The following is a 22,733-nucleotide window of genomic DNA, read 5'->3' on the forward strand; positions in this document are numbered from 1 at the left end:
CGGATAGAAGAATTGAAGAATTGAAGAATTGAAGAATTGAAGAATGGGCTGTCGCTTGGGTTCCTCAGTTCCTCAGTTCCTCAGTTCCTCAGTTCCTCAGTTCCTCAGTTCCTCAATTCCTCAGTTCCTCAATTCATCCCTTGTTCGGCCGAGCTGTTGCCAGGCCAACGCCGAATGTCGTGATCGCCATGCCGACAATCTGCAGCGCGTTGAGCTGCTCGTCGAACAAGGCCCAGGCGATGATGGCCGTCACCGCCGGTACCAGGTAGAACAGCGAGGCCACTTTCGACATCTCGCCGTCGCGGATCATCACCATCAGCAGGAAGATGGCGCCGAGCGACAGCACCAGCACCAGCCAGGCCATGGCGAAGATCAATTCGCCGTTGATGACGACAGTGTGCGTCTCGAAGGCCAGCGCGGCCAGTATCATCAGCGACGCACCACCGACATATTGCCACATGGTCGCCGCGACGAGGTCGCCGCCGGAGGCAAAGCGCTTCTGCCAGATGGTGCCGGCGCTCATGCCGAGCACCGAGACCAGCGAGGCGGTCAGTGTCGCCGCCGTTACGCCGCCGCCGAGCGCGCCGAGCTTCGGCCACAGCACGATGACGATGCCGATGAGGCCGATGCCAAGGCCAAGCCAGTGGCGCGGCAGAATCGCCTCGCCGAGAAACTTGCCGGCGAGCACCGCCGTGATCAGCGGCTGCAGGCCGACGATCAGGGCCGAAAAGCCGGCCGGCATGCCCCTGTGGATGGCCCAGAAGACGGCGCCGAGATAGACGCCGTGCATCAGGATGCCGGCGCCGGTGGCATGCAGCGCTTCCTCGCGGGTGGCTCTCTTGGAGCCCAGCACAAGCATCAAAACAGCCAGCAGAATGGCGGCGATGACGAAACGCGCGGCAAGGAAGGTGAACGGCTCCGCCCACGGCATGGCGTAGCGCGCGCCGATGAAGCCGGTGGCCCACAGGACAACGAAGGTGGCGGGAATGAACCGCTTTATGCTGTGCATGTTCCGGAGACCGCCGTGCTGGGGAGAGTTGACCGTGACGCTGCTCTACTGCGCTTCAATCCGACGCGCAAAGCGAAACCATTGATCCATGCATCATCGGAATTCAACGGCCGGGACGTTTGGCAGGTGGTTTCTCTGATCTCGCCCGGCTTAAAGCCCGACCATCCGCCTGACGTCATCAGGCGATGCGCCGGCGTTGCGTAAGGCGGCAAGGCCGGTGTCGCCGAGGCTCTTGGACAGCTTTCGTCCATCGGGCCCGAGGATGAGACGATGATGGAAATAGGCAGGCTGCGGCAGCCCGAGGAGTTGCTGCAGCAGGCGCTGCACGCCGGTGGCGGAAAACAGATCCTGCCCGCGCACGACGTGGCTGATGCCTTGCAGCGCATCGTCCATGACGACGGCGAGGTGGTAGCTGGTCGGGATGTCGCGGCGCGCCACGATCACGTCGCCCCACTCCCGCGGGCGGGCTTCGACAGAGCGCGTCGCAAGCAGTGTCTCGTCGGAATACTCGGTCCATGACAGGGCCTTGCCGACACGCGCCATGGCGGCGCGGACATCCAGTCGCCAGGCGAAGGGCGTATTCTCGGCGATCCGCCGCTTGCGTTCCTTCATCGGCAGCGCCTTGTCGGCGGCGGGATAGAGCGGTACGCCGTCGGGATCGCGCGGCCAGTCGCGTCCGTGCTTTTCGCTGTCGGTGATAAAGGCGCGGATCTCGCCACGGCTCATGAAGGCGGGATAGACGAGTTCTTCCGCGATCAGCCGGTCAAGCATCGCTTTGTACTCGGCGAAATGCTCGGACTGGCGGCGCACCGGCTCTTCCCAGCCAAGCCCCAGCCATTTCAGGTCGGCAAGCACGCCGGCCTCGAATTGCGGCGTGCAGCGCACCGTGTCGATATCCTCGATGCGCAGCAGCAGCCGGCCGGCCGCGGCATTCGCCAGCTTCTGGTTGAGCAGCGCCGAGTAGGCGTGGCCGAGATGCAGGTCGCCATTGGGGCTGGGCGCGAAGCGGAATGTCAGGAGTGTCATCTCTTGGGCGGCAATCGGGTTGTGCGGCGGTTCTGCCAATTGCTACCGTGCAGCCGCTCAAGGAACAAGAAAGCATGCAGCGTATCGTGACATCGGACGACATTGCCCGGGGGCTCGATGCGCTTTGCGTGATCGACCCGCGCCTGGAAAAGGTACGCGGCATGGCCGGCGAGGTGCCGCTGCGGCTTTCCGAACCGGGGTTTCGAAGCCTGGCTTCGATTGTCGTCTCTCAGCAAGTGTCGCGCGCCAGCGCCGATGCGATCTTCGGCCGGCTGGTCAAACTCGTCGATCCGCTGACGCCGCGGGCTATCCTTGCCGCCGGCGAAGACATGTTTCGCGAGGCCGGCCTGTCGCGGCCGAAGCAGCGTGGCCTGATCGCTGTTGCCCAGGCGGTGGTCGACGGCCTCGACCTGCATCACCTCTGTTCGCTCGATGCCCAGGAGGCGATTACGACGATGACGGCGGTGTCCGGCATCGGTCCATGGACGGCGGAAGTGTACCTGCTGTTTGCCGCTGGGCACCCCGACATCTTCCCAGCGCGCGACGTCGCCTTGCAGAGCGCGGTCGGCCACGCGCTCGGCATCGACCCGCGTCCGCCGGAGAAAACACTGATCCAACTCGCCGAATCATGGAGCCCCTGGCGAGGTGTCGCGTCGCGGCTTTTCTGGTCCTATTATCGCGAAACCAGAGGGCGAGACGCCGCACCGCCGGCCTGAAACCGCAAAAAAGCCTGAAAATCATGTCTTTTTGCCGCTTCGACGACGCGACAATCCGCTTCACATCCCTGTCATGTCGGGCTTACAGTATCCTCGCCGTTCGGTTCTAGAACCAAGGAGGTAAACACGTGACGGTTGCCGTATCTCCGGATGGGCTTCCAGCACTAGTGCTGAATGCGGATTACCGCCCGCTCAGCTATTACCCCTTGTCGCTCTGGTCCTGGCAGGACGCGATCAAGGCGGTGTTCCTCGATCGGGTGAACATCGTCGCCGAATACGAGCACGCCGTCTCCTCGCCGACCTTCTCGATGAAGCTGCCGAGCGTGGTCAGCCTCAAGGCCTATGTGAAGCCGTCGAGGCATCCGGCCTTCACCCGCTTCAACGTCTTCCTGCGTGACCGCTTCCAGTGCCAGTATTGCGGCACGCCGGAGGACCTGACCTTCGATCACGTTATCCCCCGCCATCGCGGCGGTGCCACGACGTGGGAGAATGTCGTTGCCGCCTGCTCGCCCTGCAATCTGAGGAAGGGCGGCATGATGCCGGCGCACGCCAAGATGTGGCCGCTGCAGAAGCCCTTCCAGCCGACAGTGCATGATCTGCACAATAACGGCCGCCTGTTCCCGCCCAACCATCTGCATGAGAGCTGGATGGATTACCTCTACTGGGATGTCGAGCTGGAGCCGTAGAGTTCGGCACATCAGCTATGGCAAGGCAACTGCCGAAGTTGGTGCTGCCCCTCATCCGGCTGCCGCCACCTTCTCCCCGTATAGTGACGGGAAGAAGGGAAGCTGCGGCACCCTCGGCCTCGCAACGTTGGTGATTGGCGAAATCGGCGATGACAGCGTCTTTCTCCCCGTCGCCATACCGGGAGAAATGCCCGGCAGGGCAAAGGGGCGGCGGCAACACCTCAAGTCCAGCCACAGGCCGGGCGGCGCGAGTTTCTGTCTCGCGCTGGCTCAGTCGCGCGCGAAAGCGCCGCGGAAGGCGACGGCGGCGAGGATCAGGCTGGCGATGGCGTTCCAGCCGGCCAGCGACAGGCCAAGGATGCGCAGTGCGGCCTTGTCGCAGGATGGCGGCACGAATTTGTCGAGCGCGTCGAGCACGCCCTTGCCGCCGGTGTCGACCGGTCCAGCACCCGCGGTGCAATCGGTCGGGCCGGCCCACCACTGCCATTCGACGCCGGAGTGATAGACGCCGAGATAGAGGCCGTAGAGCATCAGCAGGCCGCCGACAGCCAGCAGGCCACGCGTCAGCCAAGCCGGTGCGTGCAGCATCGACGCAATCGCCGCCAGCACCATCAGCGGCACGCCGATATAGTAGGGTGTGCGCTGCTCCAGGCAGAGGTGGCAAGGGATGTAGCCGCCGAGATACTGGAAGCCGAGCGCCGAGCCGACGGTGGCGGCCATGGCGACGGCGAGGAACAGGGCCGTGCGCGTCCGCTGGCGTGCGGGATCGGCATTCATCGTCGCGGTCATTTCAATCGGCTCCGTCCGGCTCGCGATGGCTGTCTTCAGAGGGCGTATTTGACTGTTATATAGAGCAAAATCAGGGCAGCCGCCGCGCCACCGGCGATCAGGCCGAGACGCTTTTCGATGAACTCGCGGATCGGCTCGCCATAGCGGCGCAAAAGCCAGGCGAGCAGCAGGAAGCGGCCGCCGCGCGCCACGATCGCCAGCACGATGAACAGCAGCAAATTGACGCCGATGACGCCGGACAGGATCGTCACCACCTTGATCGGCGGCAAATGGGCCGCGCCCGAAGTGACCAGCATCAGGATGATGAAGCCGACACCCGCGCCCGCGCGCAGCGTCTCGAACTCGTCGTACTTGCCGTAGAATTCGAGGATCGGCCGCGCCACCGCGTCATAGGCGTAATGGCCGATAAACCAGCCGGCGATGCCGCCCAGCACCGAGGCGACGGTGGCGATCAGCGCATAGCGGTAGGCGCGATCCGGCCGCGACAGCGCCATCGGCAGATAGAGCACGTCGGCCGGCACCAGAAACACCGAGCTTTCGACGAAGGCGATGAAGGCCAGCCACCATTCGGCGGATTTGCGGGCCGCCAGCGACAAGGTCCAGTCGTAAAGTCCGCGAAGCATCGCCACTCCTAGCATGTCGCCCCAAAGGTGCGCGGCGATCTTTCCGAACATGCCGCGCTTTGACGCGCCGCCTGTCTAGAAAGATTTTCCGCACTGCACAATGGCAGCGCCGTCACGAAATCGAAAGACGCAGTTTGGTCGCATCCGGCATGCCGGAGAACTCATGCCGGAGAATTGGCCAGTTGACGAACAGGCCCCCAACCGTATAGTCCCGCGCCATCCAGGCCGCCCGGCCTGAGCCCCTATGGCGGAATTGGTAGACGCGCTCGACTCAAAATCGAGTTCCGCAAGGAGTGCTGGTTCGATCCCGGCTAGGGGCACCAAACTTTTCTCCCGGCAGCCAATCCGTGTTTTGGGACAGGCTCCTACCGCCGCCCCAGCAGGCTCTTCATGCGGTTGCGCAGCAGGCGGGCCATGTTGCGGGTTTCGCGGTAGAGGTGCAGTTGCGAGGCGGCCTGGCGGGTCAGGCGGTCGGCGTCCGGCGTCAGGCCGATCACCAGCGTGCCCATCGGCTTGCGCTCGGCCCACAGCCGGCTCATCACCGGGTGGTCGGGCACGGCGCAGGAATCGGTCATCATGATGTTGGGATCGTCGAGATGCTGCCTGGTCACCTCGATCATCAGCAGCGTGCCCGGCGAATAGCTGGCCAGCGTCTCGTCATAGGCCGTCTTCCAGGTGTAGGCGACGCCGGTTTCGACGAAGACGATCAGGCAGGCGATGGTGCGGCCGTCGAGCGTCAGCGAATGGATGCGGCACATGTCCTGCTCGGCCAGCCGGTGCACGGCCTCGCGGGCGAAGGCGGCGCGGTAGCGGTCGATTGCCATGGCGGTGCGTTCGCGACCTTTCCAGCCGGCCGCTTCCAGGGTCAGGAAGCTCTCGATGGCGTGGCGGATGTCCTCGAGCCCGCGCGCCACGACATGCTCCAGTCTGCCGAGGTCGCCAAGGCGGCGCTTCAGGCGGCGGAACTCGCGATTATGGTGCGGGCGCAGCGAGGCCTTCAGATAGTCGTCGCCATCGAGTTCGCTCTCGAGCGCCGGGCGCTGGGTCTGGCCTGTGGTGACCAGCATCAGGCCGCGCGTCTCGGCAACGGTGGCAAGCAGGCTCGCCACCGGGCCATCGAGCCGGATATCGGGCAGGACGAACACTTTCGGCAGCTTGAGGTGAGGGCGCGACAGCATCGAGAAGAAGTCCTCGACGACGCCGACCGGGTCGTCGCGGTCGACCAGCGGCGTGCCGAGCGGCCCGAACGGGCTCGACCATGTGCGCATGACCGGCACGCCGAGCGGCATGGCCGGCCGTTCCACCGAGAACGGCACCAGAAGGCGCAGCCGGTTGCGGTATTCGTCGCCGTCGCGGATGACCGCCAGCCGCACCTCGCGATCCTCCAGCCGGGGCATGGCCGGCGCCAGGAAGCGCGGGTTGAAGAAGACGTTGGGCTCGATCGCGCGGGCGCAGAGGTAATCCAGCTCCTCGACCAGGTCGAAGCCGGCCGATGCCGGGTAGATGGCGAGTTTGCGCTCGGGCCGGTTGTTGGCGAAGATCTCGATATGAGCGGGGTCGGGGTCGCGGGCCAGCCCGGCAAGGCCGGACACCATGGCGCCGGCGGTGCCGCCGCTGGTTTCCTCAAGCAACGGGATGGCGGCCATCACGCGGCTCCTTTCGCGGGCACGAAGATGAGCATGACGATGCCGAGCTTGCGCCACACCGTGAAGGACAGCGCGCCGGCTTCGAAGATCATGGCAAAGGCGGTGGCCATTGCCGCGCCCCATAGGCCGAACATCGGGATCAGCACCACGTTGAGGGCGATGTTGAAGGCCAGCGTCATGGCATAGACGGCGGCGCAGATGTTCTGGTTGCCGCTCATCGTCAGCAGGCTTTCGCAGGGGCCGACGGCGGCGCGGGCCACGACGCCGAAGACGAGCAGGAACAGCAAGGGATAGCCGCTGCTGAATTCAGGGCCGAACAGCACCAGCATCGGTTCGCCGAGCGCCAGCACCAGCAGCGCCATCAACAGCGATGGCCAGAACGTCCACGACACCGTCTCGCGGGCAAAGGCGGCGAGCCTTTGCGGGTCGCCATGGGTGAACTGCGCATAGCGCTGGGCAACGCCGGCCTTGACGGCGAAATAGACGAAATGCACCAACGCCAGCGTCTTCACCGTGGCGAAATAGACGGCGACGTCGTTGGGATCCATATAGGCGCCGACCATCAGCACGTCGGCATTGGTGAGCAGGAAGAAGAAGCTTTCGACCAGGAAAATCGGCAGCGAGACGACGAACCACTGCGCGAAATGCACCTTCATCGGCCCGGCCGGGATCTGCCGTTCCATGCGCTGGGTGACACCGATCAGCTGACCAAGCGTGGTGGCGTAGGTGGCGGCGATCGAGGCGAAGATCGCCGTCCTGGCGTCGGGGGCGTAGCCCGCCGCCAGCATCAGCGCCATGAACAGCAGGATCAGGATGGGTCGCACCAGATAGGTCGGCGACAGGGCAAACAGCGCCCAGCTGTTGGCGCGTGCCAGTCCCGACAGAAGGTCCGACATGGCGATCATCGGCAGGCAGATGACGCCGAGGATGAACGGGATCACATAGTAGCTTTCGATCCAGGGTGCCGCCAGCCAGACGCCGAGCGCGCCGAGCCCGGCGATGAGCGTGGAGGCGATCAGCACGAACAGGCGGCTGGCCAGCACGATGCCGCGCAGCTCGTCCATCAGGCCGCGCTCGCGGTATTCGGGAATGAAGCGGATGACCGAGGTGTGGAAGCCGAGGCAGGCGAGGTTGCCGACGATGACCATCGTCACCCAGACGAGGACGAAGATGCCGTATTCGAACGAGCCCATCCAGCGCGCCATCAGCACCTGGCTGATGAAGGCGATGACGGCGCTGACGATGCGGATGGAGAAGGCGATGACCGACATGCGGCCGGCCTCGCCGCGCTCGTCGGCGGTGAACAGCACGGCATCGATGCGGCCAAGCAGCGGCCCCATGCGCAGCGCCCAACGCTGCGGCAAGAACCGCCCGGCAGTCGTGGCCGCGGAAAAGCGCACCCCGATTTCTCTCCGTTTTCCGCTTCTTTTTCGAGGTTGGGTGTAGCGAAAACACATTAAGAAACGGTTGGGTGAGCTTCTCCTTCGCCCCGTCCCTATACGGGGGTGAGGCGTGGTCCGCGCAGCGGACGAAAAGCCAATTGCTTGGCTTTTCGAACGGCGAACGCCCGGAGCGATAGCGAAGGGCTAGGTGCCGGCAGGCGGTGCGGCTTTCGGCGGAAGGGCGTCACCTATTCGCAGCTCGTTGAAAAGCTGAATGCGATGGGCGTTGACGAGAAAGAGGTAAACGTGCGCAATAAGCTCTCTAGGGGCAAATTCACGGCGGCGTTTTTACTTCAATGTCTCAGCGCGATAGGATCGCAGACACTGCACTTGGCCTAGCCATAGGCCTCGGGATTGCCCTTTTAGTTCTTGTCTGGGCGGTTCCGGGGTTTCGTGATCCAGCCGATAGCAAAAACGGACAGCAGCACAACGAGCAGAAAGCCGACGGGGACGAAAAGCCAGTCCAGCCGCCCAGCTTCTGGAAAACCTACACTACGCCGTCTGATACGTACGCACAGTGGATCGCAGCGTTCTCCGCTCTCTTCAGCGTATGCGTTAGCACTTGGGCTGTGTGGCTGGTCAGAAACACGCTGGTTGTCAATCAACGAGCGACCGCCGCCGCCGAAGATGCCGTTGCCACCACTCGCGAAATGGGCGAACTGGAGACCCGTGCGTATCTTGCCGTCACCGGCGGAACGGCTGTTTATTACGGCAGCAGCGATCCCCAGGTTTTCATAAGGGTGCGAAATGCCGGGAACTCGCCGGCCTTCGACGTCACTGCCCATTTCCAAAATTGCAAAGATCATACAGCCGGATAGCGAGGGCGACTATTTGCTTAGCGCTTTTGGGAAAACTGACGAACGAGGCCTCGGATTCAATTTGGACGGACTTCTGGAATATCAAACCGTTTTCGATATGAAAACGGGAAACACTGATATGGAATCGACGTTCCTGTTCTTGTTCGGGCCGAGCAGGGCAAAGATCGCAAAAGCAATCCAAGACGGCAAGCGATTGCGGCTTCCTATGCAACTCATGCCGCAGTTCAGTTCCGGCTGGATTGTTGATTACCGCCGCGCAATGCGGTCCGCCCGCGAGAAAGAGCGCCGCGAAAAGCAGGCAGCCAAGCGGACCTAGCCGCGACAAGGCAAAAGAAGCTCGGGCAGGGGGGCGGTCTATGCGGCTAGCGATCCCCGCGCCACCTCTGGTCCGTTTGCTACATTAGACCGGAGATTTGCGCTGCGGCCATCGCCCGTTCGCAACAGCCTATCCACACCGAATGAGGAAAGCCGCGCAGTTGAGGTTCGAGTTCGAGGCTGAGATGGTGCGGCTGAAAGCAGCGTAGGCGCGGCGGGACAGCACCCCCCTCTGGCCTGCCGGCCATCTCCCCCTCAGGTGGGGAGATTGGCTTGGCTAGTCGCAAACGCTTGCGCCGCCCCTCATCCGCCCTTCGGGCACCTTCTCCCCGTATAGTGACGGGGAGAAGGGAAAGAGGCGCCGCGCTTACGCGAACGCGCCGTGGCAATGCTTGTATTTCTTCCCCGACCCACACGGGCAGGCTTCGTTGCGGCCGACCTTGCCCCAGGTGGCAGGATTGTTGGGGTCGCGGTCTTCGGGGGCGACGATGGCGGTTGTCTCCGGGCGGACCAGCAGGGCGGTCTCGCCGCCTTCGAAGTCGTTCTCGCCGGTGGTGCCGTCGATGTGGGTGCCGAACATGTCGGGGGCTTCCGGAGGCGGTGCTTCGGCGGCCTGGCGGACCAGTTCGACGCGCATCAGCTGCGCGGTGACGGCCTGGCGCAGATTGCCCAGCATCGCCTGGAACAGCTCGAACGCCTCGCTCTTGTACTCCTGCAGCGGATCGCGCTGGGCATAGCCGCGGAAGCCGACGACCGAACGCAGATGGTCGAGATTGACGATGTGCTCGCGCCACAGATGGTCGAGCGTCTGCAGCACCACCGAACGTTCGACATAGCTCATCACCTCCGGGCCGAAGCGCTCGGCGCGCTCCCTGGCGGCGGCGTCGGCGGCCTGCGTGATGCGCTCGCGGATGTCGTCCTCGGCGATGCCCTCTTCCTTGGCCCACTCGTCGATCGGCAGGTCGAGATTGAGGAACTCGGCGACCTCGGCCTTCAAGCCGGCGACATCCCACTGCTCGGCATAGGCGTTTTCGGGAATGGCCTTGGCGACGATCTCGTCGATGACGCCCTCGCGCATCTCGCCGATGGTTTCAGAGAGGCCTTCGCCATCCATCAGCTCGATGCGCTGCTCGAACACCACCTTGCGCTGGTCGTTGGAGACGTCGTCGTATTTCAAAAGGTTCTTGCGGATGTCGAAGTTGCGCGCCTCGACCTTCTTCTGCGCCTTTTCCAGCGCCTTGTTGATCCAGGGATGGATGATCGCCTCGTCTTCCTTGAGGCCGAGCTTCTGCAGCATGCCGTCCATACGCTCGGAGCCGAAGATGCGCATCAGGTCATCCTGCAGCGACAGGAAGAATTTCGAGCGGCCGGGGTCGCCCTGACGACCGGAGCGGCCGCGCAGCTGGTTGTCGATGCGGCGCGATTCGTGGCGCTCGGTGGCCAGCACATAGAGGCCGCCGGCGGCGAGCGCCTTTTCCTTCAGGCGCTCGACGTCGTCACGGATGGCCTTTTCCATGGCCTCGCGCTCGGGGCCTTCCGGCATGTCGCCCAGCTCGTCGGCGATGCGCATGTCGGCGTTACCGCCGAGCTGGATGTCGGTGCCGCGACCGGCCATGTTGGTGGCGATGGTGATGGCGCCGGGCTTGCCGGCCTGGGCGACGATCGCCGCCTCGCGCTCGTGGTGGCGGGCGTTCAGCACCTCGAAGTCCTTGAAGCCTTCCTTGCGCAGGCGTTCGGCCAGCTGCTCGGATTTTTCAATGGAGGTGGTGCCGACCAGCGTCGGCTGACCCTTGGCGCTGGCTTCGCGGATCTCCCTGACGATCGCCTTGTATTTCTCCTCGACCGTCCGGTAGACCTCGTCGTCCTCGTCAATGCGGATGACCGGCAAATTGGTCGGGATCTCGGTGACGTCGAGATTGTAGATGTTGCCGAATTCCTCGGCCTCGGTCAGCGCCGTGCCGGTCATGCCGGAAAGCTTCTTGTAGAGGCGGAAGTAGTTCTGGAAGGTGACGGAGGCGAGCGTCTGGTTCTCCGGCTGGATCGCCACATGCTCCTTGGCTTCGAGCGCCTGGTGCAGGCCTTCCGAATAGCGGCGGCCCGGCATCATGCGGCCGGTGAACTCGTCGATGATGACGATTTCGCCGTTGCGGACGATGTAGTCCTTGTCCTTCTGGAACAGCCGGTGCGCCTTCAGCGCGTTGTTGACATGGTGGACGATGGCGACGTTCTCGACGTCGTAGAGCGACTCGCCCTTGAGCAGGTCGGCGTCGCGCAAAAGGTTTTCGAGCTTCTCGGTGCCTTCCTCGGTGAAGATCGAGGTCTTCTGCTTCTCGTCGATCTCATAATCCTGCGGCTGCAGCTGGATGATGAAGGTGTCGATGGTGTTATACATTTCCGAACGGTCCTCGAGCGGACCGGAAATGATCAGCGGCGTGCGCGCCTCGTCGACCAGGATGGAGTCGACCTCGTCGACGATCGCGTAATTGTGACCGCGCTGCACCATCTGGGCGCGCTCGTATTTCATGTTGTCGCGCAGATAGTCGAAGCCGAGCTCGTTGTTGGTCGCGTAAGTGACGTCGGACGCGTAAGCGGCGCTGCGCTCCTCGTCGGACAGGCCGTGCACGATGACGCCGACCGAGAGGCCGAGGAACTTGTAGACGCGGCCCATCCATTCGGAGTCGCGGGTGGCGAGATAGTCGTTGACGGTGACGACGTGGACGCCCTTGCCGGCGAGCGCGTTGAGGTAGACCGGCAGCGTCGCCACCAGGGTCTTGCCCTCGCCGGTGCGCATCTCGGCAATGCCGCCATTGTGCAGCACCATGCCGCCGATCAGCTGGACATCGAAGGGACGCATGCCGAGCACGCGGCGCGCCGCCTCGCGGGCGGTGGCAAAGGCTGGCACCAGAAGGTCGTCGAGCGTGGCGCCGTTGGCGATGTCCTGGCGGAATTTCGCGGTGCGGCCGACCAACTCCTCGTCGGAGAGCGCCCGCATCTCGTTTTCCATGGCGTTGATCGCCTCGACACGAGGCCGGGTCGATTTGACCCGACGGTCGTTGGAGGAACCGAAAACCTTACGGGCGAGACCGCCGAGACTGACCATCCAATGGTCCTTTCGATAGAATTCTCAATCTTGAGATAGGCGCCGGCCGGCCCCATCAATTCCACGTGAACGTGGACAAACACAAAAAGCGCCCGGAAAACGGTTCTGGACGCAAAGTCGTTGGACAGATAAGAGGGGGCTCAACTGATGTCAACGCCGCGCTGGCCCTGCCGGGCGCGCCAAATTCCGCCACGATCTGGCTGATCTGGAAGCCACCCCTCCTTACAATCCCCACCGGAGTCACCTTATGTCCTTGTTGTTCCGCCGCGCGTCGCTCGCCAGCCTCGGTCTGGCCTTCGGCCTGTCGGCCCTTTCGCTGTCGCCGCTTATGGCGCAGCAAACCGCTCCCGCTCCGGCGGATGCGGCAGCGCCGGCCGCGGCACCGGTCGATCCGAATACGGTGATCGCCACGGTCAACGGCCAGCCCCTGACCGAGGCCGACCTGGTGCTTGCCGAAGGTGAATTGTCGCAGCAGTTCTCGCAGCTGCCGCCCGAGCAGCGCCGCGCCGCCGCCCTTTCGGCCGCCATCGAAATCCGCGTCATGGCCGCCCAGGCCGTCGCGTCAGGGCTCGACAAGGATCCCGACTTCCAGCGCCGCATGGCCTTCCTGCAGCAGCGCGCGCTGCATGGCGAGATGGTCGAGAAGGGCGTTGTCGACAAGGTCACCGACGCCGAGGTTCGCGCCCGCTACGACCAGGAGATCGCCAACACGCCGCCCACCAACGAGGTGCACGCCCGTCACATCCTCGTGAAGACGAAGGAAGAGGCCGAGGCCATCATCAAGCAGCTCGACGGCGGCGCCGATTTCCAGAAGCTCGCCAACGAGCACACCAGCGATCCCTCGGGCAAGACCAGCGGCGGCGATCTCGGCTGGTTCGGACCCGGCCAGATGGTGCCGGAGTTCGACAAGGCAGCCTTCGCGCTCGAGGTCGGCAAATACACCGAGCAGCCGGTGCAGTCGCAGTTCGGCTGGCATGTCATCAAGCTCGAGGACAAGCGCACCAAGCAGCCGCCGGCCTTCGACGACGTCAAGGACCAGGCCAAGCAGGCGGTCATCCGCGACAAGTATTTCGCGCTGGTCAAGTCGCTGCGTGCCGGCGCCAAGGTCGAGATCCCCGACGCGAAACTGAAGAAGGCGGTCGATACGCTGGAAAGCGCCAAGTAAGCCTGAAAGAATTCTTTGCAAAGGGGCGCGGCAGCCAAGGGTTGCCGCGCCCCTTTTTCGTTGGCCAGCATCGGTCGCCTTTTACCTTCCGGGCGCCGCTATGCCTCGCATCACGTAACCGACTGCCTTGCGTATCGTCGCTTCGTCCTCGTCGAGCCGGTTGGTCAACAGATGCCTCCAGGCGAAGGAGGCGATCAGGTCGGCAACAACAGCCGAATCGATGTCGGCCGGGATTTCGCCTCTTGCCTTTGCGCGTTCGATGATCTGGCCGGTATGGGACCGTCGGCCCAGCGCATAGTCGGCAAGGGCCGCCGCCGCCGTATCATCCGACTGTGCCTCGGCGATCAGCGACCTGAACACGCTGCCCGACGACGTCTCGCGCCAGTGCGAGAACAGGTTCTTCAGGAAGCCGACGAGATCCTCCTCCAGTCGCCCGGTATCGGGAACGTCGACGCGTTTCTGGCGCTGGTAGACTTCGAGCAGCAATGCCGCCTTGCTCGGCCACCAGCGATAGATGGTGGGTTTGCCGGCACGCGCCCGCCGCGCCACCGCCTCGATCGAGAAACCGGCATAGCCGGCCTCGACCAGCACGGCCTCGGCGGCTTCGAGAATGGCATCGGCGCTGTCGGGGTTGCGCCGCGCACCGATCGATCTGCGCGCCGGATCGGCGTCCTCGGTCATTTCTGTCATCCTCGCCAACAAGTTTGCTGGCAGTATAGGTGAGGTCCCGGTGAAACGAAACGGACCGTTTTCAAGCTTCTGGAGGGCGGTGATGGTCGCGCCGGGCAACGAGTCCGCGATAACCAATTCCTTTGGAGCCTTTATCAGCGTGTTGGTTAGCGAAGCCCCCAACGCAAAAACCCGCCTGTGCGGCGGGTCACTGGCGCAATCAGCACCATGGTCGAACATGTAGCATAGCTGCCCTCACGGGTCAAGGAAGAAATTCCTATCGGCATGAATGGGGAGAACTCGCCGATACTGCGTTCGAGTTCACGCTTGCCGAGGTCATTGCCCTCGATCACCTCATAACGCCATAGCTCGCGGCGACGCCAACAGATTTGAAATGCAAGCTTAATCCCGAGTTGGCCCGTCCTGCAAAGCGAAGACAACGCCCTTGCGCCCGCGCGGCGTATCGGGCAAACCGGCCTTCCCTTGCGATTTTTGCCGCCCGAGGTCTGCATGTCCACGACGATTTCGCCGCTTGCGCCGAAGAAGTACCCCAAAATGCCGGCCATCGAGGGGGTGCGCATCGCCACCGCCGAGGCGGGGATAAAGTACAAGAACCGCACCGATCTGCTGACCATGGTCTTCGATGAAGGCACTGCCGTCGCTGGCGTGTTCACGAAATCGAAATGCCCCTCGGCGCCGGTCGATTTCTGCCGGCAGAATCTCGGCGCCGGCAAGGCGCGGGTGCTGGTCGTCAATTCCGGCAACGCCAACGCCTTCACCGGCAAGAAGGGCCGCGAGTCGACCGCACTGACGGGCGAGGCGGCGGCGAAGGCGGCGGGCTGCAAGGCAAGCGAGGTTTTCCTGGCGTCGACCGGCGTCATCGGCGAGCCGCTCGACACCAGCAAGTTCAGCCATCTGCTGGCCGGTCTGGTCAGCAACGGCAAGCCTGACCTGTGGACCGAAGCGGCAAAGGCGATCATGACCACGGATACCTATCCGAAAGTGGCGACAGCGACTGTCAAGCTGGGCGACACCGACGTTACCATAAACGGCATTTCCAAGGGCGCCGGCATGATCGCGCCCGACATGGCAACGATGCTCTCCTTCGTCGCCACCGACGCGCCGATCGCCGCCCCTGTCCTGCAGGATCTGTTGTCGCGCGGCACGGCCAAGACGTTCAACGCGGTCACCGTCGACAGCGACACCTCGACCAGCGACACGTTGCTGATCTTCGCCACGGGCAAGGCCGCCAAGCGTGGCGCGCCTGAGATAACCGACCCTAAGGATGCCCGCCTTGGCGCGTTCCGCCGGGCGCTCGGCAAGGTGCTGAAATCGCTGGCGCTGCAAGTGGTGCGCGACGGCGAGGGTGCCCGCAAGCAGGTCGAAGTCACCGTCACCGGCGCCAAATCGGCGCGCTCGGCCAAGCGCATCGCACTGTCGATCGCCAATTCGCCGCTGGTCAAGACGGCGGTCGCCGGCGAGGACGCCAATTGGGGCCGCGTCGTCATGGCTGTCGGCAAGGCCGGCGAGCCCGCCGATCGCGACCGGCTGTCGATCTGGTTCGGCGACAACAGGCTGGCGCATGAAGGCGAGCGTGATCCCTCCTATTCCGAGCAGGCGACGTCGGCCTATATGAAGCGCGACGATATCCGCATCCGCGCCGATATCGGCATCGGCCGCGGCAAGGCGACGGTGTGGACCTGCGATCTCACCAAGGAATATGTCGCCATCAATGGCGATTATCGGAGCTGATGGTTTTGGGCTCCAGGCATCCGGCAAGCATGCTCGCGATCGTGCGCCGCTACGAGGCGGCCGGCTTTCGCGCCTGGCCGGCAGCCGCCGTCCACTATGACGGCACCTGGGTGGTGCGGCTGACCGCCGGCCATCCGGCCAAGCGGCTGAACTCGGTCAATCCGCTCGATCCCGGTGACATCCAGCACATTGCCGACCGTATCGGCCGGGCCAGCCGCCGTTTCGATGCCTATGGCAGGCCGCTGACGTTCCGCATGTCGCCGCTGTCGGGTCCCGATCTCGCCAGCCATCTCGACAAGGAAGGCTGGAGCCGGTTCGACGAGTCGCTGGTGATGCGGCTGCCGCTGGCCGACGCGCAACTCGACGCCGCCATGGACCAGATTCCGCTGAAGGACATCAGCCGCTTTATCGGCGCCTCGCTCAAGGTCAGCGGTTCGGATGTTTCGCTGCGGCCTGGGCTGTCGGAGATCATCGGTGCCATCCAGCCCGAGGCCGGACTGTTCGCGCTCGAAGATGGAACCGAGCCGCTGGCAACGCTTATCTGCGTGCATGACGGCGATCTGGCCGGCCTGTTCGAGATCGCCACCGACAAGTCGGCGCGCAACAAGGGCCACGGCCGCAACCTGATCCTGTCGGCGCTGAAATGGGCGCGGTTGCGTGGCGCGCGGGAAGCCTGGCTGCAGGTCGAGGCCGGCAATGTGCCGGCGCTGGCGCTCTACCATTCGCTCGGCTTCGACGAAGTCTATCGCTACCACTACCGCCGGCCGCCCGGGCATGAGTGAAGTTGGGCATGATTGATGTGACGATCGCCGGCAAGCGCCTGCTTCTGGTCGCCGCCTGCGCGCTGGTCGATGCCGACGGCCGGGTGCTGCTGGCGCAGCGGCCCGAGGGCAAGCAGCTTGCAGGGCTGTGGGAATTTCCCGGTGGCAAGGTCGAGCCCGGCGAGACGCCCGAACAATGCATCATTCGCGAGCTGAGCGAGGAAATCGGCGTCGAAACCGACATTCCGTGCCTGGCGCCGCTCACCTTCGCCAGCCACTCCTATGAGGACTTCCATCTGCTGATGCCGCTGTTCATCTGCCGGCGCTTTCGCGGCATCGCCCACCCGAGGGAAGGGCAGGCGCTGAAATGGGTGCGGCCAAAGCAGATGCGCGACTACCCGATGCCGCCGGCCGATGCGCCGCTGATCCCGTTCCTCATCGATCTTCTCTGAGGGCGCTCCCGTCCGATTGCCGATCGAGGCGTCGTATCAGCCAGCGTTAATGGAAGATTTATCTCATCGTGAAAAATTGATGCATGGCCGTTCGCGGCCGCGCCGCCGATACGCTGGGGAGCGATAGCATGAGCCTAGACAGGGATTGGGACCCGATCCGGCCCGAACGCGGCTTTCGCGCCGCCGACGCGGGCATGGGGATATTGCGCGTAACGCTGCTGTTCGGTTCGGCCGCTGTGGCGCTGGCGCTGATCGCAACCTCTTTCCTCGACAACCAGACACGCCCGCTGTCTGCTCGCGACGGTCTTGCCGGGCTCGACATGACGGCCACCGGCTCGGTGAGCCATCGCGAAACCTATACGCTGCGCCGCAGTGTGCTGCAGCCGCAGCCCGGTTCGGTCTGCATCATCAGGTCCAATGGCAGAAGCAGCGGCGACTGCTGACATGGTTAAGAGTTTTCGCAAAGGCGGCGGTTTCACCGCCTGTTAAGCCTTTGCCGTTAACCTTTCTTAACAGGTCGGCGGTAAGGTCCGGGCGAGAGGGGTTCAGGCCATGAAAGCAGTGCTGCTGCGTTTTCTGAAAGACGAGACGGGCGCCACGGCCGTCGAATATGGCGTGATCATCGCCGTGCTGTCATTGGCCATAGTCGGCGGTATCGGTCAGGTCCGCGACGGGATCATCTGGCTGTTCAGCGACAACAGCAGCAGGCTTGCGAACGCTTTCACACCTTGATCCGGACTAATTCAAAGAGATAGAGCATGATGTCGTCCGAAAACCGCTTCACACTTTTCGGCATCATGCTCTAGCGCCCGCGGGCAGGATCATTGCCCGTCTGGCGCCTCCAGGATTGCCTTCAGCGAAACCTTGGCCGAACCCGGCTTCAACGGTTTTTGCTGCGATGCATCGGGCGCCCAGCCGGACATCCAGACAATCGAGAAACTTGCCCTCACGCGGCCATCGGGGTCGGAAAACCGCTCTGCGTAGATCTCCGCCGCGCGGGCAAACAGCGCGCGCGAGCCCGGCCTCCGGCTGCGATCGGTGAGCGCACTGGTCTCGCCCATGGCCCGCAGGTCCGCCATCAGGTTAAACAGGCTGTCATAGCGCACCGTCACCGTCTCGACATCGGCGACCGGCAGAGCGAGACCGGCGCGCTGCAGAAGCGCACCGGCCTCGCGCACGTCGGTGAACGGGATGACACGCGGGCTGGCGCCGCCATAAAGCTCGGTCTCCGCCGCAAGCAGGCTTTCGCGCAACTCGAAAAGCGTGCCGGAGCCGGCAAAGGCGCCGAGGAAAAGCCCGTCCGGCCGCAACGCGCGGCGGATCTGGATCAGCATGCCGGGAACGTCGTTCATCGCCTGCAGCGACAGAAGCGAGACCGCCAGATCGAGGCTCTCCGGCTCGAACGGCACGGTTTCGAGCGGTGCGATCAAGCCGGCGCCGCCGTTCAGGAAAGCCGTGTCCGTCTCGACGCGGACAATGTCGGCGACCTTGCCGCTCTCGGCGAGCATTTCGGCTGCCGTCGGCGTCTGGCAAAACAGCACAGCCGCCTTGCCGAACCGGCGCTCGACGGCACCCAGCCGGTCGGCAAGATCCTCGGCGGTGCGGCGCATGAGGAAGTCCGCGCCGTCGGCCGGCTGGGCAAGCGCGCGCCGCTTGTGCGCCAGCCACAGAGAGGTATCCATTATCGGTTGCAACGGGCGGATCCTTGTTTGTCCATGCTCTAAGATAGTGGATATAGTGACGCGCAGGACCAACCACGTGGCCGATCCGATGCCCAAGATCAAGTCCGTCGAGATACGCAGTCTCGCCCGATCGGCTCTCGGCTGGCCGGCTCGCATCCTGTTTCCGCCGGTCTGCGCCGGTTGCCGGCGGCATGTCTCGCAGCCCGGCGTGCTGTGCGGCGCCTGCTGGCCGAAGCTCAGGCTGCTGGAACGACCATGGTGCCCGGTGATGGGCACCCCGTTCACCCACCATATGGGCGAAGGCTTTCTATCCGCCGAGGCCATTGCCGATCCGCCGCCTTTCGAGCGGGCGCGGGCGGCGGTCGCTTATTCCGGCGTCGCCCGCCAGATGGTGCAGGGGCTGAAATACCAGGATCGCACCGATCTCGCGCCATGGATGGCGCGCTGGATGGTGCGCGCCGGTGCCGATCTCATCGCGCAGGCGGATGTGGTGGTGCCGGTGCCTCTGCACTGGCGGCGCTTTTTCAGGCGACGGTTCAATCAGTCGGCGGAACTGGCAAGGGCGGTCTCGGCGCTCAGCGAATTGCCCTTCGCGCCCTCGGCGGTGCGGCGCGTAAAACTCACCCGCCAGCAGGTCGGGCTGGAGCGGGCTGAGCGCGAGGAGAATGTGCGGGCCGCCTTTCGCGTGCCCGCCGAGGCGGAAATCGAGATCGCCGGCCGCCGAGTGCTTTTGATCGACGATGTCTACACCACCGGCGCCACCGTGCGTTCCGCCACCAAGGCGCTGAAAAGAGGAGGTGCGGCCGCCGTCGACGTGCTGACCTTCGCGCGCGTGTTGCCGGGGGACTTCCGGGCGGACGAGTCCACGACTATATAAGTCGGCAACGAACAGCGGAATTTCGTCATGACCGATGTCACCATCTATACCCGCATGATGTGCGGCTATTGCACGGCAGCCAAGCGGCTGCTCGAACGCAAAGGCGTCGCCTTCACCGAACACGATGCCTCCTTCTCGCCGGAGCTGCGCCAGGAGATGATCTCCCGCGCCCACGGCCGCTCGACCTTTCCGCAGATTTTCGTCGGCGATACGCATGTCGGCGGTTGCGACGACCTCCACGAGTTGGAAGCCGAAGGCCGGCTGGACAGGTTGCTCGCCAACGGCGCGACGAATTGAGGAAGATGGCGATGGGTGTTTTCAAGGCCGCTGCAATCCAGATGCGTTCAGGCGAAAGCCCCGAGCGCAACGCGGTCGATCTCGAACGGCTGGTGCGTGAAGCGGCCGGGCAGGGTGCGACCTATATCCAGACGCCGGAAATGACCGGCGCGCTGATCCGCGACAGGCAAGCGCGCGCCGCCTCCTTCACGTCCGAGGACAAGGACATCATCGTCGCGACCGCGCGCGGACTGGCCGAGGAGCTCGGCGTCTTCCTGCATATCGGCTCGACCGCCATCCTGCGCGCCGACGGCAAGCTCGCCAACCGGGCGCTGCTGTTCGGCCCGGATGGCGCCACGCTCGCCACCTACGACAAGATCCATATGTTCGACGTCGATCTCGACAATGGCGAGAGCTGGCGCGAATCCGCCGCCTACGAGCCGGGCACCGAGGCCGTCGTCACCGAGATCGACGGCGCGAAACTGGGTTTCGCGGTCTGCTACGATTTGCGCTTTCCGCAATTGTTCCGCGCCGAGGCACTGGCTGGCGCCGACCTGCTTTCCGTGCCTGCCGCCTTCACCCGCCAGACGGGCGAGGCGCACTGGCATGTGCTGCTCAGGGCGCGCGCCATCGAGAACGGCGCCTATGTCGTTGCCGCCGCGCAAGGCGGCCTGCATGAAGACGGCCGCGAGACCTACGGTCATTCGCTGATCGTCGATCCGTGGGGCCGTATCATCGCGGAAGCCGCGCATGACGAGCCGGCGGTGATCGTCGCGGAGATCGACCCGGCGCAGTCGCTTGCCGCGCGCAAGAAGATCCCCAATTTGAAAAATGCGCGGGATTTTGCTGTCAATGCCGGCCTGGGCGAGGCGCCGCGTCTCAGGGGAGCGGCCTCTTGATCCGTTTTGCCCTGATCTGCGAGCATGAGCACGAATTCGAAGGCTGGTTTCGCAGCAACGACGATTTCGACACCCAGAAGAAGCGCGGCTTTGTCGATTGCCCGACCTGCGGCTCGCACAAGGTGCGGAAAGCGCTGATGGCGCCGGCCGTCTCCACGGCGCGCAAGCAGGAAACGATCGCGCTCGCCATGGGCGAGGCGCAGAAGCAGGCTTTGGCGCAGCTGAAGGCGATGGCCGAGAAGGTGCGCGAGAATGCCGACTATGTCGGTGACAAATTCGCCGAGGAAGCCCGAAAAATCCATTTCGGCGAAAGCGACGCGCGCGGCATCTATGGCGAGGCGACGCTGGACGAGGCCAAGAGCCTGGCCGAGGACGGCGTCGAGTTCATGCCGATTCCGGTGTTCCCGGATGATCGAAATTGACCGGCTAGCTCACGCTGCCGATCAATTTCTCAAGCAGCCGAGAGAGCGTTTCCTTTTCTGCATGTGTCAGGCTCGCTAGAATCTCGTGCTCGTTGGCAACGTGGGCGGTAACTGCCTCGTCGATCAAAGCGAGACCCTTTTCGGTCAACCGCACGACAATGCCGCGCCGATCGTTGGGATGTGGTCCGCGCAGGATCAATCCGGACGTTTCGAGCCGGTCGAGCCGGTTGGTCATGGCGCCGGACGTCACCATCGTCGCTTCATAGAGGGCGGTCGGCGTCAGCGCGTAAGGTGATCCCGAGCGGCGCAGCGTCGCCAGCACATCGAATTCCCCGGACTGCAGTCCGTAACGGGCAAACAACGGCGCCAGCCGCTCGCGGGCGATCAGCGAGGAGGCCTCGTTCAGCCGCCCGAGCACGGCCATCGGCGAGACGTCCAGATCGGGCCGCTCCCGCTTCCATTGCTCGATCGCTCTTGCCGCCCTGTCCAACAGTCTCACCATCATATATCTTGACGTTAAGAATCTTTCCATTATCTTACCGCAAGATGCAATGCTGGCCAAGGGCCGCTCGCGACAGGGTTCGATTATGAAATTTCTTTGGGATTCGGCGCTCGGCCTGCTGGTCGTCACCGGCGGCCTGCTCGGCCTGACGCTGCCCTTCGGCAAGCTCGCCACGGCGGCCGGCGTTCCGGCCATGGTCTGGGCTTTCGTCATCTCACTTGGCGCCGGCGGCGTGCTGTTGTGCTCCTTGCTGCTGCGCGGCCAGCGTGTCCAACTCACCGCGCACAAATTGCGCTATTTCTTCGTCACCGCCGCAGTGTCCTATGCCGTGCCCAATCTCCTGATGTTCTCGGCCATCCCGCATCTTGGCGCCGGCTACACCGGCATCATGTTCACGCTGTCGCCGGTCATCACGCTGGTGTTCTCGATCCTGCTGCGTGTCCGGCGCCCGAACGTGCTGGGAATTGTCGGCATTGCCGTCGGCTTTGTCGGCGCCATCATGGTGGCGGTGACGCGCGGCGAGGCCGGCGAGCCGGCCGATTTGTTCTGGGTGGTGATGGGGCTGCTCATCCCGGTCAGCCTTGCCGCCGGCAACATCTACCGCACGGTCGACTGGCCGGAAGGCACTGGCCCGATCGAGCTTGCCGTCGGCAGCCATCTGGCATCGGCGGCGATACTGCTGGTCGGAATTCTCGCTCTGTTCGGCGTCACGGCCTTCGCTCCCCTGAGCGGCGTGCCGATGGTGGTCGTCGCGCAGGCTGCGTCGGCGTCGGCGATGTTCGCCTTCTTCTTCCGGCTGCAGGCGGTCGGCGGTCCGGTCTATCTCAGCCAGATCGGCTACGTGGCGGCGGCCGTCGGCTTGTTTGCCGGCACGATCTTTCTGGGCGAGCACTATCAGCTGCTGACCTGGGCGGGCGCGGTCATCATCACCGCCGGCGTTTTCATCACCACCAGTGCACAAAATCAGATCAGCACGAAGGCGCAACGCCAGGCGGCGTGAGCGCCTTCGCGCCTCAGCCGGCGCCGGTTTCGTTGTCTTCGCCACCGGTGTCGGCCGAGCCGCCCAAGGTGATCTACTGGCGCGGCGGCTATCGGCCGCTCGATTC

At 64.1% G+C, this 22,733-nt stretch carries 27 protein-coding genes and 1 tRNA gene; 16 read left to right on the forward strand and 12 right to left on the reverse strand.

What is annotated here, in order from left to right; all coding sequences use genetic code 11:
- Nucleotides 1–133 precede the first annotated feature (133 nt).
- On the reverse strand, nucleotides 134–1,009 hold the full coding sequence (locus NKH19_RS13965; RefSeq protein WP_352867848.1) for a DMT family transporter: 876 nt from the start codon (nucleotides 1,007–1,009) through the stop codon (nucleotides 134–136).
- 150 nt (nucleotides 1,010–1,159) lie between these two features.
- Nucleotides 1,160–2,035, reverse strand: coding sequence for a tRNA glutamyl-Q(34) synthetase GluQRS (gluQRS, locus tag NKH19_RS13970; RefSeq protein ID WP_352867845.1), 876 nt, complete (start codon nucleotides 2,033–2,035; stop codon nucleotides 1,160–1,162).
- 74 nt (nucleotides 2,036–2,109) lie between these two features.
- Here gluQRS and NKH19_RS13975 point away from each other — a divergent pair, with 74 nt between their 5' ends.
- Both NKH19_RS13975 and NKH19_RS13980 read left to right on the forward strand, forming a co-directional pair.
- Entirely contained in the window at nucleotides 2,110–2,751 is a 642-nt protein-coding gene (locus NKH19_RS13975; RefSeq protein WP_352867842.1) for a DNA-3-methyladenine glycosylase family protein, read from the forward strand.
- Between the two features lie 128 nt (nucleotides 2,752–2,879).
- Complete coding sequence (locus tag NKH19_RS13980; protein ID WP_006328497.1) at nucleotides 2,880–3,437, forward strand: HNH endonuclease; 558 nt, start codon at nucleotides 2,880–2,882, stop codon at nucleotides 3,435–3,437.
- Nucleotides 3,438–3,707: 270 nt separating this feature from the next.
- Here NKH19_RS13980 and NKH19_RS13985 read toward each other — a convergent pair whose 3' ends face one another.
- Both NKH19_RS13985 and NKH19_RS13990 read right to left on the reverse strand, forming a co-directional pair.
- A complete protein-coding gene (locus NKH19_RS13985) occupies nucleotides 3,708–4,226 on the reverse strand; it encodes a disulfide bond formation protein B (RefSeq protein WP_352867839.1) in 519 nt (172 codons plus the stop codon).
- A 35-nt stretch (nucleotides 4,227–4,261) separates the two neighbouring features.
- Nucleotides 4,262–4,849 carry a YqaA family protein gene (locus tag NKH19_RS13990; RefSeq protein WP_352867836.1) on the reverse strand — a complete coding sequence of 196 codons (588 nt, stop codon included), beginning with the start codon at nucleotides 4,847–4,849 and terminating at the stop codon, nucleotides 4,262–4,264.
- A 238-nt stretch (nucleotides 4,850–5,087) separates the two neighbouring features.
- Here NKH19_RS13990 and NKH19_RS13995 point away from each other — a divergent pair.
- Nucleotides 5,088–5,172: transfer RNA gene (locus NKH19_RS13995), tRNA-Leu, on the forward strand.
- Between the two features lie 42 nt (nucleotides 5,173–5,214).
- Here NKH19_RS13995 and NKH19_RS14000 read toward each other — a convergent pair.
- Both NKH19_RS14000 and NKH19_RS14005 read right to left on the reverse strand, forming a co-directional pair.
- On the reverse strand, nucleotides 5,215–6,495 hold the full coding sequence (locus NKH19_RS14000) for a GNAT family N-acetyltransferase (protein WP_352867834.1): 1,281 nt from the start codon (nucleotides 6,493–6,495) through the stop codon (nucleotides 5,215–5,217).
- Entirely contained in the window at nucleotides 6,495–7,895 is a 1,401-nt protein-coding gene (locus NKH19_RS14005; RefSeq protein ID WP_352867831.1) for a lipopolysaccharide biosynthesis protein, read from the reverse strand. Before NKH19_RS14005 ends, NKH19_RS14000 begins: the two co-directional genes overlap by 1 nt.
- A 105-nt stretch (nucleotides 7,896–8,000) precedes the next feature.
- Here NKH19_RS14005 and NKH19_RS14010 point away from each other — a divergent pair, with 105 nt between their 5' ends.
- Nucleotides 8,001–8,276 (forward strand): DUF6471 domain-containing protein, encoded by a 276-nt coding sequence (locus NKH19_RS14010; protein WP_352867829.1) that lies wholly within the window; start codon nucleotides 8,001–8,003, stop codon nucleotides 8,274–8,276.
- 23 nt (nucleotides 8,277–8,299) lie between these two features.
- On the opposite strand, the gene NKH19_RS14015 is transcribed toward NKH19_RS14010, so the two are convergent.
- Nucleotides 8,300–8,722 (reverse strand): hypothetical protein, encoded by a 423-nt coding sequence (locus tag NKH19_RS14015; RefSeq protein WP_352867826.1) that lies wholly within the window; start codon nucleotides 8,720–8,722, stop codon nucleotides 8,300–8,302.
- Between the two features lie 94 nt (nucleotides 8,723–8,816).
- Here NKH19_RS14015 and NKH19_RS14020 point away from each other — a divergent pair, with 94 nt between their 5' ends.
- Nucleotides 8,817–9,071 (forward strand): hypothetical protein, encoded by a 255-nt coding sequence (locus tag NKH19_RS14020; RefSeq protein WP_352867824.1) that lies wholly within the window; start codon nucleotides 8,817–8,819, stop codon nucleotides 9,069–9,071.
- A gap of 366 nt (nucleotides 9,072–9,437) precedes the next feature.
- Here the strand turns inward: NKH19_RS14020 and secA are convergent, their stop codons facing one another.
- The gene (secA, locus tag NKH19_RS14025; RefSeq protein ID WP_352867822.1) at nucleotides 9,438–12,170 is read right to left on the reverse strand and encodes a preprotein translocase subunit SecA; all 2,733 of its coding nucleotides are present in this window, start codon (nucleotides 12,168–12,170) and stop codon (nucleotides 9,438–9,440) included.
- A gap of 247 nt (nucleotides 12,171–12,417) precedes the next feature.
- On the opposite strand from secA, the gene NKH19_RS14030 reads away from it, so the two are divergent.
- Complete coding sequence (locus NKH19_RS14030; RefSeq protein WP_352867820.1) at nucleotides 12,418–13,335, forward strand: peptidylprolyl isomerase; 918 nt, start codon at nucleotides 12,418–12,420, stop codon at nucleotides 13,333–13,335.
- An 81-nt stretch (nucleotides 13,336–13,416) separates the two neighbouring features.
- On the opposite strand, the gene NKH19_RS14035 is transcribed toward NKH19_RS14030, so the two are convergent.
- Nucleotides 13,417–14,016, reverse strand: a complete 600-nt coding sequence (locus NKH19_RS14035; RefSeq protein WP_352867818.1) for a TetR/AcrR family transcriptional regulator — start codon at nucleotides 14,014–14,016, stop codon at nucleotides 13,417–13,419.
- 155 nt (nucleotides 14,017–14,171) lie between these two features.
- Entirely contained in the window at nucleotides 14,172–14,585 is a 414-nt protein-coding gene (locus NKH19_RS14040) for a hypothetical protein (RefSeq protein WP_352867969.1), read from the reverse strand.
- Here NKH19_RS14040 and argJ point away from each other — a divergent pair.
- From argJ to NKH19_RS14065, 5 genes are all read left to right on the forward strand, one after another.
- Entirely contained in the window at nucleotides 14,515–15,756 is a 1,242-nt protein-coding gene (gene argJ / locus NKH19_RS14045) for a bifunctional glutamate N-acetyltransferase/amino-acid acetyltransferase ArgJ (protein ID WP_352867815.1), read from the forward strand. The two genes, NKH19_RS14040 and argJ, sit on opposite strands and share 71 nt — an antisense overlap.
- 29 nt (nucleotides 15,757–15,785) lie before the next feature.
- Entirely contained in the window at nucleotides 15,786–16,538 is a 753-nt protein-coding gene (locus NKH19_RS14050) for a GNAT family N-acetyltransferase (protein ID WP_352867813.1), read from the forward strand.
- A gap of 8 nt (nucleotides 16,539–16,546) precedes the next feature.
- Nucleotides 16,547–16,969, forward strand: coding sequence for a (deoxy)nucleoside triphosphate pyrophosphohydrolase (locus tag NKH19_RS14055; protein ID WP_352867810.1), 423 nt, complete (start codon nucleotides 16,547–16,549; stop codon nucleotides 16,967–16,969).
- Between the two features lie 128 nt (nucleotides 16,970–17,097).
- On the forward strand, nucleotides 17,098–17,412 hold the full coding sequence (locus tag NKH19_RS14060) for a hypothetical protein (protein WP_352867808.1): 315 nt from the start codon (nucleotides 17,098–17,100) through the stop codon (nucleotides 17,410–17,412).
- A gap of 109 nt (nucleotides 17,413–17,521) precedes the next feature.
- Nucleotides 17,522–17,701 (forward strand): Flp family type IVb pilin, encoded by a 180-nt coding sequence (locus tag NKH19_RS14065; RefSeq protein ID WP_352867806.1) that lies wholly within the window; start codon nucleotides 17,522–17,524, stop codon nucleotides 17,699–17,701.
- Between the two features lie 89 nt (nucleotides 17,702–17,790).
- Here NKH19_RS14065 and NKH19_RS14070 read toward each other — a convergent pair whose 3' ends face one another.
- Nucleotides 17,791–18,663: a methyltransferase domain-containing protein gene (locus tag NKH19_RS14070; protein WP_352867803.1), complete on the reverse strand. Its 873-nt coding sequence runs from the start codon at nucleotides 18,661–18,663 to the stop codon at nucleotides 17,791–17,793.
- A 64-nt stretch (nucleotides 18,664–18,727) separates the two neighbouring features.
- On the opposite strand from NKH19_RS14070, the gene NKH19_RS14075 reads away from it, so the two are divergent.
- From NKH19_RS14075 to NKH19_RS14090, 4 genes are read left to right on the forward strand one after another with little or no spacing between them, the layout of a single operon-like run.
- Nucleotides 18,728–19,528: a ComF family protein gene (locus NKH19_RS14075; protein WP_352867962.1), complete on the forward strand. Its 801-nt coding sequence runs from the start codon at nucleotides 18,728–18,730 to the stop codon at nucleotides 19,526–19,528.
- A gap of 27 nt (nucleotides 19,529–19,555) precedes the next feature.
- On the forward strand, nucleotides 19,556–19,825 hold the full coding sequence (gene grxC, locus NKH19_RS14080) for a glutaredoxin 3 (protein WP_352867801.1): 270 nt from the start codon (nucleotides 19,556–19,558) through the stop codon (nucleotides 19,823–19,825).
- Nucleotides 19,826–19,836: 11 nt separating this feature from the next.
- A complete protein-coding gene (locus NKH19_RS14085; protein WP_352867798.1) occupies nucleotides 19,837–20,703 on the forward strand; it encodes a carbon-nitrogen hydrolase family protein in 867 nt (288 codons plus the stop codon).
- Complete coding sequence (locus NKH19_RS14090; protein ID WP_352867796.1) at nucleotides 20,700–21,125, forward strand: DUF1178 family protein; 426 nt, start codon at nucleotides 20,700–20,702, stop codon at nucleotides 21,123–21,125. The genes NKH19_RS14085 and NKH19_RS14090 overlap by 4 nt, the downstream gene beginning before the upstream one ends.
- A 4-nt stretch (nucleotides 21,126–21,129) precedes the next feature.
- Here the strand turns inward: NKH19_RS14090 and NKH19_RS14095 are convergent, their stop codons facing one another.
- On the reverse strand, nucleotides 21,130–21,615 hold the full coding sequence (locus tag NKH19_RS14095; RefSeq protein ID WP_352867960.1) for a MarR family winged helix-turn-helix transcriptional regulator: 486 nt from the start codon (nucleotides 21,613–21,615) through the stop codon (nucleotides 21,130–21,132).
- A 97-nt stretch (nucleotides 21,616–21,712) separates the two neighbouring features.
- On the opposite strand from NKH19_RS14095, the gene NKH19_RS14100 reads away from it, so the two are divergent.
- The gene (locus NKH19_RS14100) at nucleotides 21,713–22,627 is read left to right on the forward strand and encodes a DMT family transporter (protein ID WP_352867793.1); all 915 of its coding nucleotides are present in this window, start codon (nucleotides 21,713–21,715) and stop codon (nucleotides 22,625–22,627) included.
- Nucleotides 22,628–22,733 lie beyond the last annotated feature (106 nt).

The organism is Mesorhizobium sp. M1338, from assembly GCF_040318045.1.
GTDB lineage: Bacteria > Pseudomonadota > Alphaproteobacteria > Rhizobiales > Rhizobiaceae > Mesorhizobium.

Coding starts and splice junctions, on each gene's coding strand:
- NKH19_RS13965 (WP_352867848.1), bottom strand. CDS start 1,009: ATGCACAGCATAAAGCGGTTCATTCCCGCCACCTTCGTTGTCCTGTGG.
- gluQRS (WP_352867845.1), bottom strand. CDS start 2,035: ATGACACTCCTGACATTCCGCTTCGCGCCCAGCCCCAATGGCGACCTG.
- NKH19_RS13975 (WP_352867842.1), top strand. CDS start 2,110: ATGCAGCGTATCGTGACATCGGACGACATTGCCCGGGGGCTCGATGCG.
- NKH19_RS13985 (WP_352867839.1), bottom strand. CDS start 4,226: ATGACCGCGACGATGAATGCCGATCCCGCACGCCAGCGGACGCGCACG.
- NKH19_RS13990 (WP_352867836.1), bottom strand. CDS start 4,849: ATGCTTCGCGGACTTTACGACTGGACCTTGTCGCTGGCGGCCCGCAAA.
- NKH19_RS14000 (WP_352867834.1), bottom strand. CDS start 6,495: ATGGCCGCCATCCCGTTGCTTGAGGAAACCAGCGGCGGCACCGCCGGC.
- NKH19_RS14015 (WP_352867826.1), bottom strand. CDS start 8,722: ATGGGCAGTGACGTCGAAGGCCGGCGAGTTCCCGGCATTTCGCACCCT.
- secA (WP_352867822.1), bottom strand. CDS start 12,170: ATGGTCAGTCTCGGCGGTCTCGCCCGTAAGGTTTTCGGTTCCTCCAAC.
- NKH19_RS14030 (WP_352867820.1), top strand. CDS start 12,418: ATGTCCTTGTTGTTCCGCCGCGCGTCGCTCGCCAGCCTCGGTCTGGCC.
- NKH19_RS14035 (WP_352867818.1), bottom strand. CDS start 14,016: ATGACCGAGGACGCCGATCCGGCGCGCAGATCGATCGGTGCGCGGCGC.
- argJ (WP_352867815.1), top strand. CDS start 14,515: ATGTCCACGACGATTTCGCCGCTTGCGCCGAAGAAGTACCCCAAAATG.
- NKH19_RS14040 (WP_352867969.1), bottom strand. CDS start 14,585: ATGCGCACCCCCTCGATGGCCGGCATTTTGGGGTACTTCTTCGGCGCA.
- NKH19_RS14050 (WP_352867813.1), top strand. CDS start 15,786: ATGCTCGCGATCGTGCGCCGCTACGAGGCGGCCGGCTTTCGCGCCTGG.
- NKH19_RS14055 (WP_352867810.1), top strand. CDS start 16,547: ATGATTGATGTGACGATCGCCGGCAAGCGCCTGCTTCTGGTCGCCGCC.
- NKH19_RS14060 (WP_352867808.1), top strand. CDS start 17,098: ATGAGCCTAGACAGGGATTGGGACCCGATCCGGCCCGAACGCGGCTTT.
- NKH19_RS14065 (WP_352867806.1), top strand. CDS start 17,522: ATGAAAGCAGTGCTGCTGCGTTTTCTGAAAGACGAGACGGGCGCCACG.
- grxC (WP_352867801.1), top strand. CDS start 19,556: ATGACCGATGTCACCATCTATACCCGCATGATGTGCGGCTATTGCACG.
- NKH19_RS14085 (WP_352867798.1), top strand. CDS start 19,837: ATGGGTGTTTTCAAGGCCGCTGCAATCCAGATGCGTTCAGGCGAAAGC.
- NKH19_RS14100 (WP_352867793.1), top strand. CDS start 21,713: ATGAAATTTCTTTGGGATTCGGCGCTCGGCCTGCTGGTCGTCACCGGC.